Consider the following 18,789-nt stretch of genomic DNA (forward strand, 5'->3'; position numbering starts at 1 on the left):
AGACTGATTCCAACGCCTGAACAAGAAAAAGTGCTTAGAAACCATGCTGGTGCTGCAAGATTCGCTTATAACTATTGTAAAAGAATGAGTGATAGATACTATAAGCTATTTGGAAAATCTGTTTCACAGTTAGCTTTACAGAAACGATTTACAAAGATCAAGAAGCGAAAGAGATATGAGTGGTTACAAGACATTAATGCACAAGTTCCCAAACAGGCTTCAAAAGATTTTGATACGGCTAGAAAACATTCGTTCAAAAAGTACAAAAATGGTTCTCACACTTCTTATAAATCCAAAAAAGATTTGATCCAAGGATTTTATGCCAATTATGAAAGACTGATTATAGGAAAAAAAGTCGTTCATATTCAGTCTATTGGAGAAGTGAAAACAAGCCAACAACTACCAAGAAATAAAAAACCATCCAATCCAAGAGTTACATTTGATGGTCGTCACTGGTGGATTAGTGTGGGGTTCCAAGAAGACTTTGAATCACAAGAACTAACCAATGAGTCAATCGGTGTGGATGTTGGTTTAAAAGAGCTGTTTGTAGCTTCTAATGGTACGAAAGAACGAAATATAAACAAAGACGCCAAGGTTAAAAAACTTTTGAAAAGGAAAAAGTCAGCGCAAAGAGATATGTCTAGGAGATTTAAAAAAGGTGTGAAAATTCAATCTGCTGGATATGAAAAAGCGAAAGATGAGCACCTGCGGTTATCTAGAAAAATTACGAATATCCGAAATAACCATATCCATCAAGCAACAGCTAAATTGGTGAAAACCAAACCAATGAGAATTGTTGTGGAAGACTTATCTATCTCAAACCTGTTAAAAAACAAAAAACTATCGAAAGCATTTTCATTTCAAAAATTAAACTTCTTCTTTCAATGTTTGTCATACAAGTGCGAGAAGTACGGCATTGCGTATGTAAAAGCTGATAAATGGTTCGCTTCAAGCAAGATTTGCTCATGTTGCGGCGTTAAATACGACCATTCAGTTCAACCAGAAGGACAGTGGAGTTTAAAGATACGTGAGTGGCGTTGTGCTTCATGCAATAGCTATCACGATAGGGATGTAAATGCTGCGATAAATTTATCAAGATGGGTAAAATAAATGCTTGATAATAGGAGGTAACGATACTGCCTCGTGTGGAGTGTTATACCCCTCGTCCCTTTGGGGCTGCGAGAACACGATGAAGCACTAACTTGTATAAATTTGATTGAATTGTATAGATTTAGTTAAGTTTATCGTATCGGAATGAGAGATGGATATATACTTATTAATCGTCACGTTACTTGCAATTGCAATTGTCATTTTAGGGGTATCATGGTGGAAATGGCATGCATTTATTAGTTTAACAGTTGCTAGTTTATTTTTAGCTATTATGTCTGGACTGAACTTAACGAAAATAGTAACTGCCTATGAAACTGGTGTTGGTAGTGTACTAGGGCATTTAGTTGGTATTTTGGCACTTGGGACTATACTCGGGAAAATGATGTCTGATTCAGGGGCAGGCATGCAAGTTGCAGATTTCTTTATTCGATTTTTCGGCGTAAAAAAATTACCTTGGGCTATGTTATTTGCAGGGTTTGTTATAGGGATTCCCGTGTTTTTTGAAGTAGGGATCGTCATTTTATTACCACTTGTTATTTCAATTCGAAAAACGACGAAGCAAAACATTTTATTAATCGCGTTACCTGTTATTGCTGGATTATCAATAGTACACGGGCTTGTGCCACCACATCCAGGGGCGATGACAGCAATCGGTATTTATAACGCGAACTTAGGAAAGGTGCTTTTATATTCATTAATTATCGCTTTACCAACAGCCATTATCGCAGGACCGATATTTGCAAAGTGGGTACATAAAAGGGTTATACCTGAAAATGAACCAGAGCTTATTCGAGTTACGACTGTCTCAACTGATTTACCGAGTCGTAAAGTTTCATTCTTTATTATTTTATTACCAGTTGTATTGATGATTTTATCAGTAGTTGCGCCATATATTTCATTACCGGAAAAGTTGACTGAATTTTTTGTGTTTATTGGAAGTCCAGTAATCGCCTTACTTATTTCATGTTTCGCAGCATTTTATTTACTTGGTATCAAACAAGGTATTAATAAAAAGATGATTAAAAAATTAACAGATGAAAGTTTATTGCCTGTCGGTTCTATTATTTTAATAATTGGTGCAGGCGGTGGATTTAAACAAATATTAATTGAAAGCGGCGTTGGAACAGCTATTGCACAAATGGCAGAACATATTTCTTTATCACCAATTGTATTAGCTTTCATGGTAGCTGGTTTAATTCGAATTGCAACAGGTTCAGCTACAGTAGCATTAACGACAGCAGCAGGGATTGTTTCACCAGTTATTCAGCACATGTCTGGTGTGAATTTAGAGCTCCTCGTTATTGCAACCGGTGCAGGTTCATTAATGTTTTCTCACGTAAATGATGCAGGGTTCTGGCTTGTAAAAGAGTATTTAGGTTTGACGGTGAAGGAAACGTTTAAAACGTGGACGGTGCTGGAGACATTGTTATCATTTATTACATTCGGTTTTGCCCTTTTGTTGAATATGTTTCTTTAGGAGAGGAGGTCAGATTTAAACGAATAAAACCTACAGAGAAATTACATTTCCTCTGTAGGTTTTATTCGTTTTTTGTGCTTTCTATTATTTAATGGAACGGATATACTGATCTTCTCCATCGTCTTTGACAAAGACTCCTAGCTCATTCAAATCTTTGCGTAAATGCTTCTTTTTTTTCGAGTTTCCTTCTCGAAGAGCATTTCGTCTTTCATACAAAATAGTATTTATGCTTTTATTAAATCGCTCATCCTCTAATTTCCATAAGCTATACTCATGTTTATAAGGATCTTGTTCCAACCAGGGGAAGCCGTGTATTACGAAAGTATCTTTAATTTTGCTTGGGTTAATGTCAGATGTTTCACGTAACCATTCTCGGTCTTCTTGATCAATGATAACGACTTGACGCTTATCTAGGAAAACGGCTTTTACATTTGACCTGGTGATTTGTTTCTTTTGATCGTCCTTATTCACGTGAATGCTTTCCGAAGTAATGTTCATTTTTAAAGCTTCACTATAAATAATTAAAGAAAATAAAATTCCTGCAATAACACCAATTAGCATGAGGATAATAGGAAGCCAGAAGGGGTTAATGAAATTTAAAAGTTCTATAATTTTTGAATCAGAAAAGAGAGGAATCTTTTTTATAATCTCTATTAATTTAGGTGAAAAATATCCAATAACGCCTAAAAGGATTGGACTTAATATAGCAAGTAATTTTTCTAAAAAACCTAATCCAATAACAGATACCTTTTTCATTTGTAGTTCATCCTTTCTTAATATATATTTTTTCAAAATCAGGGCAGTTAAATAGTAAGTTTCTTCACCATTTTTATGAGCTCATCTGAGTAATTTTCTATGGATATCGATGAATTCGCCTTCAGCATTCTTTCTTCAATTGCTCCTAAAATAAATGAAGCTAATGTGTCGGTTTGGAAAGAATCGGAAAACACGCCATTTTGTTGACCAGTCTTCAAAATATCTAATAACATCGTTCTAAGAGCATCATCTTCTTCGTCGTCTTCGATTCTGTAATAAGGAACGTTCTCTTCATTTCTTGCATTAAAGACAATCTCAATTAAGGCAATATTATTTTTGTAATGAGTTTCTTGATAAGCCAAGTGTGCTTCAATAAAAGCCTCTAGTTTATTTATTTCAGATTGAGCCAATAGTACTCGATTACTAATAAATTCATGTTGTTTGGCAACTAAAAATTGTAATGTACGGTTCATAAGGTAAAGCTTATCATTAAAATGATAAGAAATAAGTCCGGTACTAATCTTAGCTTTTTTTGCCACCTTCGTTAAGCTCAAGTTGTTATATCCAACCTCTTCTAATGTATCAATACATGCAAGAATAATTTGTTCACGCCTAGCCTCTGCAATAAAAGAATCAGTCACGTTATTCAACTCCTAATTTATATGATTTGAATATGTAATCAAAAAATTGATTGATCGTTCAATTAAATATTAGTAAGAAATTATTAGTATGTCAAATGTTTTATACCTACATCTTGATAAGGCTCATTTTCTGAAACAAGCCCGTTTTTAGGTAAGCCAAGCTTCCTATTCGCCCTGAAAACATAATATAAATGGAATCCCCTCATTTAGAACAAGAGGAACTTGTTATGAATGATACTAAAGGAGGAATAGGGTAATGAGCGAAAAGTGTGAACACAGACATGATGATTGTAACCGCAGACATGGTTGCGGAGGCGGTTTTGCGCTTCTAATCGTATTGTTTATTTTATTAATTATCATCGGTGCTAGCTGCTTCGGAGGAGGCGGCGGTTGTGGCTATGGTGGTTATGGCGGTTACGGATATGGTGGCTACGGCGGATATTGCTGCTAATTATTAAAAACTATTGAAAATGGCCTTGTGCAATACGCACAAGGCCATTTTATTCATATTTTTATATGCTGTGATAATTTATTAATGTACAGAGAACGGATTAAGAAGAAGAAAATGATCTCGATAATCCCGAAAAAGGTGAGTACGATACATGTCTCTTTTAGTAATGAAAAAGAAAACATGCTTTGTAAAAACTTAACTGCAAATAAAGTGTGAACACCAGCAACGATGTAAGGAACGAAAAATAAAATTCCTAATTGAATCGTTGCAGAGCGAAACATTTCTGATTCAGTTAAGCCAAGCTTTGTAATCGTAATATACTTTTGTCTTTCAGTTGTTAAGTCATTATACATACGGAAATATAAAACACTAGCTGCTCCGATGAAGAAAATAAAGCCGAGAAATGCCCAAATAAAGAAAGTAGCAATTGAACTGCCTTTGCTGTATTTTAGGTCATCGGCCGCTGTATAAATACTAAATGGGGGGTGAAAATCAGATTCCGCATCTTTGTGTACCTCATAGAAATTATCTGTATCATTTCTAATATGTTTTAATATATTTTTCGTAGGAGCAATCGCATTTTCCCAGTTTTCAACGAAGTAATTATACACTATGGTTGTTTCAATATGAGGAATCGTATTATTGAATACATCATCTTGTACAACCATTAAATAAGGGAATACGAAGGCTGGTTCAATTGATTTATTAATAAATCCTTTAATATGAAATTCTTTTTTATTAGACCCGATTGTAATTGTATTTTGTTTTGCGAATGGATTTGATACAAGATTTAAGAGCTCTGGTGAGTAACGAGAAATAATATAAACTTGTGTAGAATCAAGATGTATTTCTGGTCTTCTTAATTGTTTCGCAAGTGTGTTATAATCACTCATTTTCATAAGAGCAATGTCTTCTTTTAAAGCGGTATCTTTTAACAATGTAGACTTATGCTTGTTGTATTGAAAATTAGCATTTGTAAGTTCCGTTTCAATTGTAGCAATATGTTTTTGTTCAAGTGAATTTTCCCCTGTAGACGTATATGTGAAGGGAAAAGGACGGCGTTCTAATATCATTGCTTTCGTATTATTATTAATAGCAAATAATCCAATAATAATGGTAAATGCAAGTGCAGATAGCATAGAAACGATAAAGAGTACATTAATATTACTACGAGTACGGTTAGCTAAATCTGAAATCCATAACATATTTATTTGCTTCATATAAAACTTTCTCCGCTTCTTCAAAATAAAGATAAAGAGAAGAAACGTTTGTGAAAAGAATAAATATGTTCCCACCACTACGAGCGGTAAAATAGATAAAATAATAAGGAGTGCAGATCCGTTTTGTAAATTTTTTTCAGTTATATAGCCTTGCGGATAACCAGCTATATAATAGCATAGTCCTAAACAAATTAAGGCAAATAATGAAATGAGTATAGACGGTCTTTTTTCGTTTTTTTCTTTTTTATTATTTTTAATTAATCGAGTTGTTTTCCGAGTACGAATGAACATCGGTGTAAACGTAGATACGATAAGAAATAAAATAATAAAAGTTACTGTTGTAACGATGATTGCTTCTGTTGGCCAATATAAATAGAGACCTTTTGCACTTGTTAATTTAGAGGTAACGAGTAAGAAAAAGTTAGAGAACACAAGACCGCCTTGAATACCTGCAAAGATAGCGAGCATTCCAATGATCATATTTTCAGTAAACAAAAGACGTTTTAATTGTTTTTGAGATATACCGAGAACAGTTAAAACGCCAAATTGTTGTTTCCGTACATTTAAAAATGTCCCGATAGAATATAAGAGAAAGAAGAACGAGAACAAGACGATAACAAACTGTGCCATTCCGGTTAAGTTCATGAGCGGATCTTGTTCCTGTAATTGATTCATAATTTGTAAGCGTGGATGATACGCGTATACAGTAAATGAAAAGAAAACCATGATAGAAAACGCACTACTTACAAAGTAGGCGAAATATGCTTTTGAATTACGTGAGACATTTTTAAATGCGAATTGCCAAAACGTCATCCACGTCTTCCTCCTAATAAGGCTAGAACATCTAATATTTCTTGATAAAACTTCTCGCGATATAATCCGCGGTGCAGTTCATTGTAAAGCTCTCCATCTTTAATGAAAATAACACGGTTACAATAACTTGCTGCAAACGGATCGTGCGTAACCATTAAAATCGTTGCATCTTCTTCTTTGTTTAATTTCGTAAATAACTCCATTACATCAATAGCGGCTTTTGAATCCAGGTTCCCTGTCGGTTCATCGGCTAGTAAGAGAGAAGGGTGATGAATAACAGCGCGTGCTACTGCAGTACGCTGTGCTTGTCCTCCAGAAACTTCAAAAATACGTTTGTCCAAAATATGATCAATTCCAAGTTTTTTTGAAATGTTATCAAGCTTTTCATCCATTTCTTTTAATGGAACATTATCTAATGTTAAAGGTAGTACGATATTTTCACCGATTGTTAGTGTATCTAGTAGGTTAAAGTTTTGAAAAACAAATCCTAACTCTTGGCGGCGGAAAATAGCTAACTTCTCTCTACGAAATGTGTGTGGTTTTTTTCCGTTAATAACGACGTCACCAGAAGTAGGAGAATCAATTGTAGAAATAACGTTTAAAAATGTAGATTTCCCGCTACCAGATGGACCCATAATGGCAACGAATTCCCCTTTATCTACGTGTAAATTTATATTTTTTAAAGCAGTATGAGGGACTTTTCCCTCATATACTTTTGAGACGTTTTTTATGTGTAATACTTCTTCCATAGTAATCACCTTTCTACTTTTAAAACTTGATATGTTGTGATAATTTTTGCATATAAAAGGAACGAATTAAAAGGAAAAATAAAATTTCAACTGTTCCAAAAATCAACAGTACGACTGTAATCTCAGCGAAGAACGAGAGATGTAAAACTTCTTGTAGCATCTTTGTCGCAAACATCGTATGGATTGATGCCATAATGTAAGGCACGAAGAAAAGAATCGCAAGCTGAATTGTCGCTGAACGTTTCATTTCAGTTTCAGTTAAGCCAATTTTCGTAATCGTTATATATTTTTCTTGCTCATTTGTTAAATCTGTATACATTCGGAAGTAAAGAACACTACCAGCACCGATAAAGAAAATTACACCTAAGAAAGTACCAATTAAGAAGAACGAAGCGACATTTAGTTTTGTCTTATATAGGGAATCGCTCGCTTCACTTGCATGGAAAGGTGGATGCTCTGCTTGAATTGCTGCATTATCGTTATCAATTTTTGTTATAAACGATGAACCGATATTATGTGCTTTTTCCCAATCTGTAACTTTGAAGTTATATACACTCATTTGTTTGGAAACTGTGGATAAGGATTCTACATTTTCATCAGATAGTATGAGTAATTGGTATATTAAGCTGTTTGGGAATGGGCTATAACTTTTATATTCTTTCACTTGTAGTTGTAAATTGTTTTGAGTAAGTGTAAGAGTATTTTTCTTTTCTTCATTGTGAAGTGTTCCAATAACTTGATCATCTAAGTCTTTCATAAGAATATAAGATTCATTCTTATTTACCGTGAATTTTTCCCAATTTAATGCTGTAGCAAGTACATTATAGTCACTTTGTTTAACTGCGTAATAGAGCTGCGTGTTATCTTCAGCTGAAGATACTTCATATATATCCGTTTTAAATTTCGTATAAGTAAAATGCTCTTCATTAAATTTCTGCTCTAACCAGTTTAAATGTTCATCAGCTAATGTATTTTCAGTATGTGATAAATACGTAAACGGGAAAGGATTTTTCCTAATTTCATCAAACTTTGTAAACTTCCCGAATCCATATAAGAATGTAATCATTGTAAAAGCGAGTGTCGATAGCATCGCTACAATAAAAAGCATGTTAATGTTTGTCCGAATGCGCGCTGCTAAATCCGAAATCCAAAGCATATTAATTCGTTTCATATAAAACGTTCTTCGCATTTTTAAAATACGAATAAGTAAAAAACTAATTTGTGAAAAGAAAAAGTATGTTCCAGCTGCAATAAGCGATGGAATAACAAATATACTAGAGACGGCATATAAAAGCCCAATGATATCGCCTAACGACATAAAATATAATGGATTGGATTCTAATACATATCCAGTTATTAAACATGCCGCACCAAATAGAGAGATGAGCACGGATGCTTTTCTTTCTTTTTGTTGTTTTCCTTCTTTTAAAAGACGTACGGCTTTTCTCGTGCGAATGAGCATCGGTGTAAAAGATGATACGAGAATGAAGAGCCCGAGAAAGATGATGATAGTTAAAACGATAGCACTTGTAGGCGGATATAAATATAAACCAGGTACGTGTGTAATTTTGGCGGTAACTAATAAAAAGAACTGTGAAAAGACAACTCCAAGTTGAATACCAAAAAATATAGAAAGAGCACCAATTAACATATTTTCTATAAATATGAGTCGCTTTAATTGTTTTTGAGATATGCCAAGTACTGTTAAAATCCCGAACTGTTTTTTTCGTACTTTTAAAAACGTCCCGATTGAATACAGTAAAAAGAAAAATGAAAAGAACACAATGACAACTTCTGAAATTGTCATTAATATGTTCAGAGCATAATTCACGTCTGTCATATGCAATTTAGGATGAAATAAATAAACTGCAAATGAGAAAAAGATTGCGATGGAGAACGCACTGCTTACAAAATAGGCGAAATAAGCTCTGGCGTTCCGCGTCACGTTTTTAAATGCAAACTGCCAAAATGTCATTCACCTGAACCTCCTGATAGGGTGAAGATGAGAAGAGCATAAGAAATACTCTTTTCATCAAGTTTATTTTAAATATTTTGTCCACTCGTGTATTGTGATAATTTTTGCATATAAAGTGAACGAATGAATACGAAAAATACGATTTCAACGAATCCAAAAATAATAAGAACGGCTGAAACCTCTTTGAACAGAGATAAACCAATTACATCTTGTAGCATTTTTGTTGCGAACATTGTATGAATGGATGCCATAATGTACGGAATGAAAAATAAAATACTAAGTTGAATGGTTGCAGATCGTTTCATCTCTGTATCTGTTACACCGATTTTAGAAATCGTTATATATTTCTCTTGTTCGTTCGTCAAATCCGTATACATTCTAAAGTAAAGAACGCTACCAGCTCCAATGAAGAAAATAACTCCTAAAAATGTCCCAATTAGGAAAAATGCAGCACTGCCTGATGTTATTTTGTATAACGATCCTGCTGATTCAAAGGAACGAATAAGAGGTCCTTCATACTGGGATTTATTTCGATCTTTTTGCACTTTTTCTATAAAATTATCAGCAATTTCATATGTCTGTTCCCAGTTTTGAATTTTGTAATTGTATGCTGATATATGCTTTACGGTGCTAGGTAAGTTATTTACGATAACATCAGGCAAAACTATCGTTTGATATGAAAAGCCAGATGGAATTGCACTCACATGCTCATAGCCTTTCACTCGTAATTTCGTATTTGTACTAGACAGTGTAATGTAATCTCTTTTGTAGCTTTGCTCAAATTCGTTGAATATGGTGATATAAGATGTCCCTGTTAGCACATATGCTTCGTTATCATCCATAAATAGTTGTTTCATTCGTAAAGAATCTGCAAGTTTGTTATAGTCACTTTGCTTAATTGCGTATACGTCATTATAAATAGCTATATCTTTATCTTCTTTTAGTGGTGTTTCATATATATCAGCTTTTATTTTTTGATAGGGGAAATGCTCTTTTTGTAATTGTTGCTCAAGCCAATTTAAATGCTCTGTAACAAAAGGGTTCGCATCATAAGAAAAATAAGAAATTGGAAAAGGAGAAGTTCTATTCACCTCTAGCTTAATAAATTTCCCGAATCCATATAGAAACGTAATCATTGTGAAAGCAATTGTAGATAGCATCGCTACAATAAACAGCATATTAATATTCGTTCGAATACGGCTCGCTAAATCCGAAATCCAAAGCATATTAATCCGTTTCATATAAAACTTCCTTCTTTTCTTTAAAATATAAATTAGTAAGAAACTAATTTGTGAAAAGAAGAAATATGTTCCAATTGTAACAAGCGTTGGGATAACGAAAATACTTGAAACCATATATATAACACCGATTTGCGGGCTTACTGATACGAAATATTTAGGATTTCCAGCTAACGCATAACCACCAAATAAACAAATCGCACCAAATAATGAAACAAGTATGGATGGTTTTCTTTCTTTTTGTTTTCCACCATTTGTTTTTAAAAGGTGTACTGCTTTTTTTGTACGAATTAGCATTGGTGTGAATGCAGATACAATGATAAAAAGACTAAGGAAAACAATGGTTGTTAAAATAAACGCGTTAGTAGGCCCGTATAAATATATTCCTGGAACATGCGTAAGTTTGGCTGTTACTAATAAGAAAAATTGAGAAAAAACAACTCCAAACTGCATGCCGAAAAAGATAGATAAAATTCCGATTAACATATTTTCCATAAAAACAAGACGATGTAATTGTTTTCTCGATATTCCTAAAATGCTTAAAACACCAAATTGTTTTTTTCTAACTTTTAAAAACGTACCAATGGAATATAGTAAAAAGAAGAAAGAGAAAAATACAATTATTACTTCTGAAAATACCATTAATCCTGAAATTTCAGAGGTAATGCCAAAGTTTTGTAATTTCGGATGGAATAAGTAAACAGCAAACGAAAAGAACACAGCAATGGAAAAGGAACTACTTACAAAGTAAGCAAAATAAGCTCTCGAGTTGCGCGTGACGTTTTTAAATGCAAATTGCCAAAATGTCATAGATTATACCTCCGGCTAGAAGATATAGAAGTAGTTGTATTGCAAAAAATGTATGAGAGTGAGTTCTCATACATTTTGCTTGCATATGTTACGATCATACTTCGGTCACCTTCTCCGTATGTTCTGCTTGATTATTTGCAGCGTTGTGGAAGATGATTTTAATCGTCGTTCCTTTACCAACTTCAGAATCTAGTTTGACAGAGTGACCTAAATAATCACAAATTTTACTTACAATATAAAGTCCCATACCAGTAGATTCTCCGAAGGCGCGACCGTTTTTCCCAGTGTAAAACGGTTCAAATACTCTTCGAATATCTTCTTGTGGAATACCAACACCTTCATCACGAACTTCTAAAATAATATCTTTTCCGTTTCGGTAAGCAGATAAGAAAACTTTCTTTCCGCGCTCACCGGAGTAACGAACAGCGTTTGTCATTAATTGATAGATGATAAATTTTAGCCATTTCGCATCAGAAGCAACTTTTAAATCAGAATGGACTTCTAAAACAGGGAAGACACCATTACGAATGAATAGTTCTTTTAATCCGTTAATATTTTTTGTTACCGTATCTTTTAATGAAATCGTCTCGACATGGAAATCTTCATGGAAGTTATTTAACCTAGCCATGTATAAAGCCATATCAAGCCCTTGGTTTAGACGCTCTAATTCTTTTTTAAACTTTGGAATTAAATGCTCGTCTTCCATTTCTAGCACCATAAGCTGCATAACAGAAACAGGTGTCTTCATTTGATGTACCCAATGGTTAATGAATAGTTGATGTTCTTGTTGTTTTACTTCATACGATTGTAGTTCTTTTTGGAAGAGGCGGTACTGCGTACGCACGAGTTCATTGACACCGTGAGGCATCGGAGCAGTCGCTCTTTCAATAAACGCATCTTCCATTTTTTCTGGTTGCTCGCTTAATCTATGGTACATTCTACGATTGCGAACGTAACGGTAAGCGAGGAAACAAATAAATAAATATAAACTTAAAACGACGAAGTAAAATTTATTGTTTTGAAATCCATCTACTGCATCATAAAGAACGAAAATGATACCGAAGTTTAAAACGTACAGTAGGAAAAATGCAAAATGATCACGTAAAAATAGCTTCATGCTTATTCACTCCAAGTTGCGTTAAAGCGATATCCAAGTCCACGTACTGTTTCAATAGAGTTCTCAATGCCAAGCTCATTAAACTTTTTACGAAGACGCGTAATGTTTACGTTTAATGTATTTTCTTCAACGAAGCTCTCGTCATCCCAAAGCGCAGCTAATAAATCTTCACGGCTCGCTGTACGAGGGAATTTAGATAATAACATTTCAGCTAAAATAGCTTCTTTCTTCGTTAAAAGAACTTGTTCAGATCCGAAGTGTATTTCAGGACGTTCTGGGAATAGTTTTAAACCTTCTACTTCAACGATACGTTCAGAAATATTTGGTGCATAATCACCGTAAATACGACGTAATTGTCCTTTAATTTTCGCCATTACAACATCGTAGTGGAACGGTTTTGTAATGTAATCATCCGCACCGCTTTCAATTGCCATAATTTGTTCCATCTCACCAGCACGAGCTGAAATGAAAATAATTGGACAAGTAGATTCATGACGAATTTGACGGCACCAGTAGAAACCATCGAATTTCGGTAAGTTTACATCAAGTAAAACAAGATGTGGTTTCACAGCGTTAAACGATTCCATAATATCATCGAAATTCTCTGCTACTACAGCCTCATAACCGTACTTCTGAATGTGAGATTGCAGTAATGATGAAATATTTGGATCGTCTTCAACGATTAAAATTTTATACATATGTATATTCCTCCTCAAAAAAACAATTGTAGCTATAGTGTATCATGTGTTTCAAGTCTTTTCATTATGTTGAAAGATAAGCTAGTAAACAGTATAGGTTAAAAGTGAGAAAAGTAAAAAGGGCGCTGGATACAATTGACAAATAACGGTAATCATTTTAACATTTAGATAAATATCTAAATGTCTAATTATCGAAAGGAAGAAAGACATTGAATCAAGCATTCAAAGCATTAGCAGATCCAACAAGGCGAAAAATTTTAGACTTATTAAAAGAAGGTGATCTAACCGCTGGTGAGATTGCTGAACATTTTAATATGACAAAACCCAGTATTTCACACCACTTAAGCGCACTTAAAAATGCTGAACTTATTCAAGATGAAAAGAAAGGGCAATTCGTTGTGTACTCTTTAAATACAACGGTCTTTCAAGATTTATTGACTTGGGTGTTTACATTTACGAATAAGGGGGAAGAGGTGAAATGAAAAAGCATCTTTTTGCAATCTTATTAATTGTTATAACTTGTTTAGCTTGGGCGTTTGCTTGGCCACATTTACCGGATACAATTGCAACGCATTGGAGCGGCGGTAAAGTAGATGGATATTCTTCTAAATTGTATGGAATGCTTTCTATGGTTGGAATTATGATTGTTTTATATATTTTTCTAAACGTGTTACCAAAGATTGATCCAAAGAAAGCAAACTACGAGAAGTTTTCTAAAGCTTTTATGATGATGAATAACGGGATATTACTGCTACTATTTGTAGGGAATATAGATATTATTACAAGTGGATTAGGATACAATTTATTCATTAATCGCGTGCCGGAATTATTAGTGGGTATTTTATTTATAGTCATCGGAAACTATTTACCACAATGTAAACCAAATTATTTTGTAGGTATAAAAACGCCGTGGACGTTAAGTAGCGAAGAAGTATGGAGAAAGACACACCGTTTTAGCGGAAAGGTGTTTGTTGCATTGGGGATCATTATGATTTTAAGTGTTTTTGCACCAGTAACGTGGAAATCTTTCGTAATGGTTGGAATTATTATTGGTGCAGTAGGATTAACTATGGGATATTCATATATTGCTTACAAAAAAGAAATAGGGGCCTAATAAAAAATTATGGGGGAGAGAGGATGAAAAGACACGTATTACCATGGAGTTTAATTATTGGCATTGCAATTGGATGGTATATTGTATGGCCATATTTACCAGAACAAATTCCACGCCATTATAATGCAGCAGGAGTAGTAGATGGGTATTTTTCTAAAATAGAAGCAAGTTCATTCTCGATAGGTAGTATGATAGTGCTCTATATGATATGGCTAGTTTTGGGATTCATAAAAGATAAGTCTACACGGCAATCCAAAGTCCTTTCCGCAATCCATTATGCAATTCTTTTAATAGGATTCGGTTGTAACTTATTTGCACTATTAGCAGCGTCTAATTATATTGCATCGGGCTCAATTGCATTTAATTTTGGACTTGGAACATTGTTTCTTGTACTAGGTAATTACATGCAACAAACGAAGCCGAACGGGTTAGTAGGCATTCGAATGGACTGGACATTAGAAAATCCTGTAGTTTGGAGGAAAACACATAGATTTGCTTCGAGGGTATTTGTAATAGGTTCACTTTGTATATATGCCGGGGCTTTGCTTCCAGATCCATTTAATATTTTTATAGGGATTGGAATCATATTAATATGCATTATCGTATCAACAATAAAGTCATATAGTATTTATAAAGAAGAGTTGAAAATGTAAATAAAGCTGCTTTTCCTTTTAGGGAAGAGCAGCTTTATTTTTTCACTTCTTCAAAACCGGTATCCAAATTTCACTTTTAAAGTTTGGAGAAGATATATCTTTCTGTTCATTCCACAATATCTCTGATCCTTCCGCTAGTTCATAGTTCGAAGAAGGGAACCATTCAGAATAAATACGCCCCCATACATTTTGTAGTGCATCAGGAAATGGGCCGACAGCTTCGAATATAGCCCATGTTGAAGCTGCGACTTCGAGTTGTTTAAACTGCTCTGGACAATCCTTTGTTGTGGCTACTCCAATATAATGATCGAGTTCTCCTTTTTCCTCCATTCTTCCTTCAGAAAAATTAGTAGAAGCACTAATAATTCCAGTAGGTTCAATGTTTGAAAGGGACTTTAATGTTTGAATAGACTCTGGGTTTAAACTTTTCCACATAGAAGCAATTTTTTCATTTACACCATTAAAAATGATTGGTACTCGTTTTGTAATACCTATAATTTGAAATGGCTCTTTTTCTTCAATTCGATAATTCATTTCATTTCCTCCTTGAATGGATAATTGGAAGGTCATTGGTGAATAAGCCTTCAAAGAATGGCTACTATTTCGGGCCTCTGAAGGTGTTATACCGTGCAAGTTTTGAAATGCACGAGCGAATGAATCTGGTGAGTTGTAGCCATATTTTATAGCCAAATCAATGACTTTTACATTGCTGTTTTTTAGTTCAAAGGCAGCGAGAGTAAGACGTCTACAGCGAATATATTCTGATAGTGATATGCCAGCTAAAAAAGAAAACATTCTCTTGAAATGATATTCGGAGCAGTAAGCTATTTTTGCGACTTCTTTAAAATCAATTTCATGTGTAAGGTTGTTTTCGATATACTGCATTGCAGCATTCATATTTTTAAGTGAATCCATATTATGACCTCCTCTGTACATAGAATAGCAGGAACGAAATAGCTCCATCCGACATTTCGTGCACAACTTTGTAGGTGCATTTTTTACCTTACAAAATTGTAATGTTCCTGTAAGGAGAATGAATGGATGGTATGATATCCCAATGTTATAGTAACAAAGTACTTTAATTCATTACGTTAACTTTTTGATTTCTTTACTTATGTGCCTTACATAACTGTCATGTTTGTGTAAGAAACATCGATAGTGGCAAGAGTAGAGAGTGTATATAGTTGAAAATAGAGAATAGAAGAAATGAGGGATGTCGAGATGAAAACAGTATTAGAAGCAAAAAATATTGAAAAAGTATATGACACGGGTGGTAATAAATTTGCAGCGTTAAAAGGTATTAACTTACAAGTAAAAGAAGGTGAGTTCGTTGGAATTATGGGACCTTCTGGTTCTGGTAAGACAACTTTACTAAATGTTCTTTCTACAATTGATAATGCGACGAACGGTGAAATTTTAATTGATGGAAAAGATATTGTGAAAATGAATGATGATAAGTTAGCGTTATTCCGCCGCGATCATTTAGGTTTCATTTTCCAAGATTATAACTTATTAGATACGTTAACAGTGAAAGAGAATATCGCTTTACCACTTGCGTTATCAAAGGTGAAAGCGAGTGAGATTGATCGCCGCGTTCTTGAAATCTCAAAGAAATTTGGCATTGATCATATTTTAAGTCAGTTCCCATATCAAGTATCTGGTGGACAGAAGCAGCGCTGCGCAGCATCACGTGCAATCGTTACGAATCCAAGTATGATTTTCGGGGACGAGCCAACTGGAGCGCTTGATTCTAAATCTGCAACAGATTTACTTGAAAGTATGAAGTCATTAAATGAATATGATAACTCAACAATTTTAATGGTAACGCATGATGCATTTGCAGCAAGTTATTGTAAACGAGTTATTTTCATCAAAGATGGTGAACTATATAAAGAATTGCACCGTGGTGAATCAACGCGTAAACAGTTCTTCCAAAAAATTGTTGACGTAATGTCTTCTATTTCTGGAGGTATGGCTGATGACCTTATCTAGCATTGCCCTCCGCAACATACAGCGGAACTTTAAAGACTACTTTGTATATTTCGCATCTATGATTTTTAGTATTGTTATTTATTTTACATTTAAAGCACTGCAATATAATTCACAAATGGAAAAAGCAGCAGAAGCTTCAAAAAAAATTAGCGGAGCGTTCCAAGTTTCAAGTGTGATGCTTATCATTTTCGTAGCAGTGTTCATTATATATTCGAACGGATTCTTTACACGTAAACGTAAAAAAGAAGTTGGCTTATATTCGTTATTAGGTATTCGTAAAAGACAAATTGGTAAAATGCTCTTTTATGAAAATATGTTAATGGGATTAATGTCATTAGTAATTGGGATTGCGATCGGTAGTGTCCTTTCAAAATTATTCCTTGAGTTATTAGTAAATATGATGGGATTAAATTTAAACGTTCATTTTGAAGTACCGATGGCTGCCATTATTGATACAGCAATTATTTTCTTTGTGATTATTTTATATACATCACTTCAAGGATATCGTTTAATTTATCGCTTTAAGTTAATTGAACTTTTCCGTGCAGAACGTGAAGGAGAAGCAATGCCAAAAGGATCTGTCATTATGGCATTAATTTCAGTTTTCTTAATCGGTTCAGGTTATTTTTTAGCATTAATGTACATGAAAGCAGTTATGTATGCAGACTTTATGGTCGTTGCATTATATATTTTATTAGCGACAGTAGCAGGGACTTATTTACTGTTCATGTTCTTCACAGTATTTGTATTGAAACGTGCAAGAAATAATAAATCATCGTTTTATAACGGTATGAATATGGTAACGACGTCACAGCTACTATATCGTATTAAAGGAAATGCAAAATCACTTGCGACAATTTCTATTTTAAGTGCGGTAACATTAACAGCGGTTGGTACGTCAGTTACGATGTATTACAACACATTTACGCAATCAAAAGTTGCTGCGCCGTATAGTTATTCCTATGAGAAAAAAGATGCAGCATTAGATAAAAAAGTAAATGAAATACTTGCTGGAGAGAAGAATAATCACCCAGTCACATATGAATCAGAAGTTGAAATGATTCCTGTGAAGGGAACATTTAAAGGTGAAAGAGCTGATCAAGTTCTGAACACACACTATAATGTTACGAATCAGTACCAGCTTATTTCTCAATCAAACTTTAATACACTTGTGAAACATTTAGATGTAGAACCTGTAAATTTAAGTGCGAATGAAGCTTTCGTATATGATAGCTTATATATTGAGAAACTTGATTTTGGTCCTCTTTATACAGGAAATACAGCTGTATTCCCTGTTGGAAACGAGTCAAAAGAATTAAAAATTAAAGGTGTAAATAATAGAAGCCTTACAAATCTAAATGAACTATTTGTAATCGTTCCTGATAAAACATATGAGCAAGTGAAACAAGTAAACGAAACGCGTACTGTAAAAAATATTGATGTAAAAGGTGAGCGAAATAGTAAAGAGTTAACAGCAAAATTAGCAAGCATTATGCCAGCTGGAGAATCAGAAGTTTTAAAACCATTTAACGATTTCTATACAGGATTCCAAATGGGGCTTGAAACAACAGGCTTAATGATGTTTATTGGGTTATTCTTAGGATTAGTATTCCTATTAGCAACAGGCTCAATCATTTACTTTAAACAATTAACAGAAGCAAGTGCTGACCATGATCGTTACGTTGTTCTTCATAAAATTGGTGTAACGAAGCAAGAGATGAAGAGAGCTATCGCAAAACAAGTGAGCTTTATCTTTGCTATTCCGTTAGTAATTGGTATTTTACACAGCCTATTTGCACTAAAAGGTTTATCAAATATATTACCATTTGAAATTATGATTCCGCTTCTAATTAGTATCGGAGTATACGGCGCTATTTATATTGGATATTACTTCTTAACGGTTCGTTCTTATTATAAGATCGTGAGTGCGAAGTAATAAGGGGCAGCTATCGCTACACGCGATAGCTGTTTTTTT

The 18,789-nt window shown here is 34.1% G+C and carries 17 protein-coding genes; 8 read left to right on the forward strand and 9 right to left on the reverse strand.

Annotated features, from left to right (window positions below; genetic code table 11):
- A partial coding sequence (locus ACTJJY_RS11575) for an RNA-guided endonuclease InsQ/TnpB family protein (protein WP_440605550.1) occupies positions 1-1,110 on the forward strand: 1,110 nt, incomplete at its 5' end.
- Between the two features lie 151 nt (positions 1,111-1,261).
- Positions 1,262-2,587, forward strand: coding sequence for a gluconate permease GntP (gene gntP / locus ACTJJY_RS11580; RefSeq protein ID WP_440605551.1), 1,326 nt, complete (start codon positions 1,262-1,264; stop codon positions 2,585-2,587).
- A gap of 84 nt (positions 2,588-2,671) precedes the next feature.
- On the opposite strand, the gene ACTJJY_RS11585 is transcribed toward gntP, so the two are convergent.
- Positions 2,672-3,343 (reverse strand): YqeB family protein, encoded by a 672-nt coding sequence (locus tag ACTJJY_RS11585; protein ID WP_440605552.1) that lies wholly within the window; start codon positions 3,341-3,343, stop codon positions 2,672-2,674.
- A gap of 47 nt (positions 3,344-3,390) precedes the next feature.
- Entirely contained in the window at positions 3,391-3,984 is a 594-nt protein-coding gene (locus ACTJJY_RS11590; RefSeq protein WP_440605553.1) for a TetR/AcrR family transcriptional regulator, read from the reverse strand.
- A 256-nt stretch (positions 3,985-4,240) separates the two neighbouring features.
- Here ACTJJY_RS11590 and ACTJJY_RS11595 point away from each other — a divergent pair, with 256 nt between their 5' ends.
- Positions 4,241-4,435 (forward strand): YjcZ family sporulation protein, encoded by a 195-nt coding sequence (locus ACTJJY_RS11595; RefSeq protein WP_001290395.1) that lies wholly within the window; start codon positions 4,241-4,243, stop codon positions 4,433-4,435.
- A gap of 53 nt (positions 4,436-4,488) precedes the next feature.
- Here the strand turns inward: ACTJJY_RS11595 and ACTJJY_RS11600 are convergent, their stop codons facing one another.
- From ACTJJY_RS11600 to ACTJJY_RS11625, 6 genes are all read right to left on the reverse strand, one after another.
- The gene (locus ACTJJY_RS11600; RefSeq protein WP_440605554.1) at positions 4,489-6,468 is read right to left on the reverse strand and encodes an FtsX-like permease family protein; all 1,980 of its coding nucleotides are present in this window, start codon (positions 6,466-6,468) and stop codon (positions 4,489-4,491) included.
- On the reverse strand, positions 6,465-7,217 hold the full coding sequence (locus tag ACTJJY_RS11605; RefSeq protein WP_000393250.1) for an ABC transporter ATP-binding protein: 753 nt from the start codon (positions 7,215-7,217) through the stop codon (positions 6,465-6,467). Before ACTJJY_RS11605 ends, ACTJJY_RS11600 begins: the two co-directional genes overlap by 4 nt.
- Before the next feature lie 19 nt (positions 7,218-7,236).
- A complete protein-coding gene (locus ACTJJY_RS11610) occupies positions 7,237-9,192 on the reverse strand; it encodes an FtsX-like permease family protein (RefSeq protein WP_440605555.1) in 1,956 nt (651 codons plus the stop codon).
- Positions 9,193-9,260: 68 nt separating this feature from the next.
- Positions 9,261-11,240: an FtsX-like permease family protein gene (locus tag ACTJJY_RS11615; RefSeq protein WP_440605556.1), complete on the reverse strand. Its 1,980-nt coding sequence runs from the start codon at positions 11,238-11,240 to the stop codon at positions 9,261-9,263.
- Positions 11,241-11,334: 94 nt separating this feature from the next.
- Positions 11,335-12,357, reverse strand: a complete 1,023-nt coding sequence (locus tag ACTJJY_RS11620) for a sensor histidine kinase (RefSeq protein ID WP_000765342.1) — start codon at positions 12,355-12,357, stop codon at positions 11,335-11,337.
- Positions 12,358-12,359: 2 nt separating this feature from the next.
- Entirely contained in the window at positions 12,360-13,055 is a 696-nt protein-coding gene (locus tag ACTJJY_RS11625) for a response regulator transcription factor (protein ID WP_000276738.1), read from the reverse strand.
- A 209-nt stretch (positions 13,056-13,264) separates the two neighbouring features.
- Here ACTJJY_RS11625 and ACTJJY_RS11630 point away from each other — a divergent pair, with 209 nt between their 5' ends.
- Genes ACTJJY_RS11630 through ACTJJY_RS11640 form a run of 3 tightly spaced genes read left to right on the forward strand, consistent with a single transcriptional unit; the run spans position 13,265 to position 14,822 of the window.
- The gene (locus tag ACTJJY_RS11630) at positions 13,265-13,537 is read left to right on the forward strand and encodes an autorepressor SdpR family transcription factor (protein ID WP_440605557.1); all 273 of its coding nucleotides are present in this window, start codon (positions 13,265-13,267) and stop codon (positions 13,535-13,537) included.
- Positions 13,534-14,169 carry an SdpI family protein gene (locus ACTJJY_RS11635; protein WP_000716359.1) on the forward strand — a complete coding sequence of 212 codons (636 nt, stop codon included), beginning with the start codon at positions 13,534-13,536 and terminating at the stop codon, positions 14,167-14,169. The genes ACTJJY_RS11630 and ACTJJY_RS11635 overlap by 4 nt, the downstream gene beginning before the upstream one ends.
- Positions 14,170-14,192: 23 nt before the next feature.
- Positions 14,193-14,822 (forward strand): SdpI family protein, encoded by a 630-nt coding sequence (locus tag ACTJJY_RS11640; RefSeq protein ID WP_440605558.1) that lies wholly within the window; start codon positions 14,193-14,195, stop codon positions 14,820-14,822.
- A gap of 42 nt (positions 14,823-14,864) precedes the next feature.
- Here the strand turns inward: ACTJJY_RS11640 and ACTJJY_RS11645 are convergent, their stop codons facing one another.
- Positions 14,865-15,737 carry an AraC family transcriptional regulator gene (locus tag ACTJJY_RS11645; protein ID WP_440605559.1) on the reverse strand — a complete coding sequence of 291 codons (873 nt, stop codon included), beginning with the start codon at positions 15,735-15,737 and terminating at the stop codon, positions 14,865-14,867.
- Positions 15,738-16,043: 306 nt separating this feature from the next.
- Between ACTJJY_RS11645 and ACTJJY_RS11650 the strand changes: the two genes are divergently transcribed.
- The gene (locus ACTJJY_RS11650) at positions 16,044-16,814 is read left to right on the forward strand and encodes an ABC transporter ATP-binding protein (protein WP_000859655.1); all 771 of its coding nucleotides are present in this window, start codon (positions 16,044-16,046) and stop codon (positions 16,812-16,814) included.
- Positions 16,801-18,750 carry an ABC transporter permease gene (locus ACTJJY_RS11655; RefSeq protein WP_440605560.1) on the forward strand — a complete coding sequence of 650 codons (1,950 nt, stop codon included), beginning with the start codon at positions 16,801-16,803 and terminating at the stop codon, positions 18,748-18,750. Before ACTJJY_RS11650 ends, ACTJJY_RS11655 begins: the two co-directional genes overlap by 14 nt.
- Positions 18,751-18,789: the final 39 nt, after the last annotated feature.

Source organism: Bacillus sp. 22475, from assembly GCF_052044835.1.
Lineage (GTDB): Bacteria > Bacillota > Bacilli > Bacillales > Bacillaceae_G > Bacillus_A > Bacillus_A cereus.

What these genes read in the sequence shown, in the direction of transcription:
- ACTJJY_RS11600 (WP_440605554.1), bottom strand. Translation starts at nt 6,468, where the DNA reads ATGACGTTTTGGCAATTCGCATTTAAAAATGTCTCACGTAATTCAAAA.
- ACTJJY_RS11595 (WP_001290395.1), top strand. Translation starts at nt 4,241, where the DNA reads ATGAGCGAAAAGTGTGAACACAGACATGATGATTGTAACCGCAGACAT.
- ACTJJY_RS11625 (WP_000276738.1), bottom strand. Translation starts at nt 13,055, where the DNA reads ATGTATAAAATTTTAATCGTTGAAGACGATCCAAATATTTCATCATTA.
- ACTJJY_RS11655 (WP_440605560.1), top strand. Translation starts at nt 16,801, where the DNA reads ATGACCTTATCTAGCATTGCCCTCCGCAACATACAGCGGAACTTTAAA.
- ACTJJY_RS11605 (WP_000393250.1), bottom strand. Translation starts at nt 7,217, where the DNA reads ATGGAAGAAGTATTACACATAAAAAACGTCTCAAAAGTATATGAGGGA.
- ACTJJY_RS11620 (WP_000765342.1), bottom strand. Translation starts at nt 12,357, where the DNA reads ATGAAGCTATTTTTACGTGATCATTTTGCATTTTTCCTACTGTACGTT.
- ACTJJY_RS11650 (WP_000859655.1), top strand. Translation starts at nt 16,044, where the DNA reads ATGAAAACAGTATTAGAAGCAAAAAATATTGAAAAAGTATATGACACG.
- ACTJJY_RS11640 (WP_440605558.1), top strand. Translation starts at nt 14,193, where the DNA reads ATGAAAAGACACGTATTACCATGGAGTTTAATTATTGGCATTGCAATT.
- gntP (WP_440605551.1), top strand. Translation starts at nt 1,262, where the DNA reads ATGGATATATACTTATTAATCGTCACGTTACTTGCAATTGCAATTGTC.
- ACTJJY_RS11610 (WP_440605555.1), bottom strand. Translation starts at nt 9,192, where the DNA reads ATGACATTTTGGCAGTTTGCATTTAAAAACGTGACGCGGAACGCCAGA.
- ACTJJY_RS11585 (WP_440605552.1), bottom strand. Translation starts at nt 3,343, where the DNA reads ATGAAAAAGGTATCTGTTATTGGATTAGGTTTTTTAGAAAAATTACTT.
- ACTJJY_RS11645 (WP_440605559.1), bottom strand. Translation starts at nt 15,737, where the DNA reads ATGGATTCACTTAAAAATATGAATGCTGCAATGCAGTATATCGAAAAC.
- ACTJJY_RS11635 (WP_000716359.1), top strand. Translation starts at nt 13,534, where the DNA reads ATGAAAAAGCATCTTTTTGCAATCTTATTAATTGTTATAACTTGTTTA.
- ACTJJY_RS11615 (WP_440605556.1), bottom strand. Translation starts at nt 11,240, where the DNA reads ATGACATTTTGGCAATTTGCATTTAAAAACGTCACGCGCAACTCGAGA.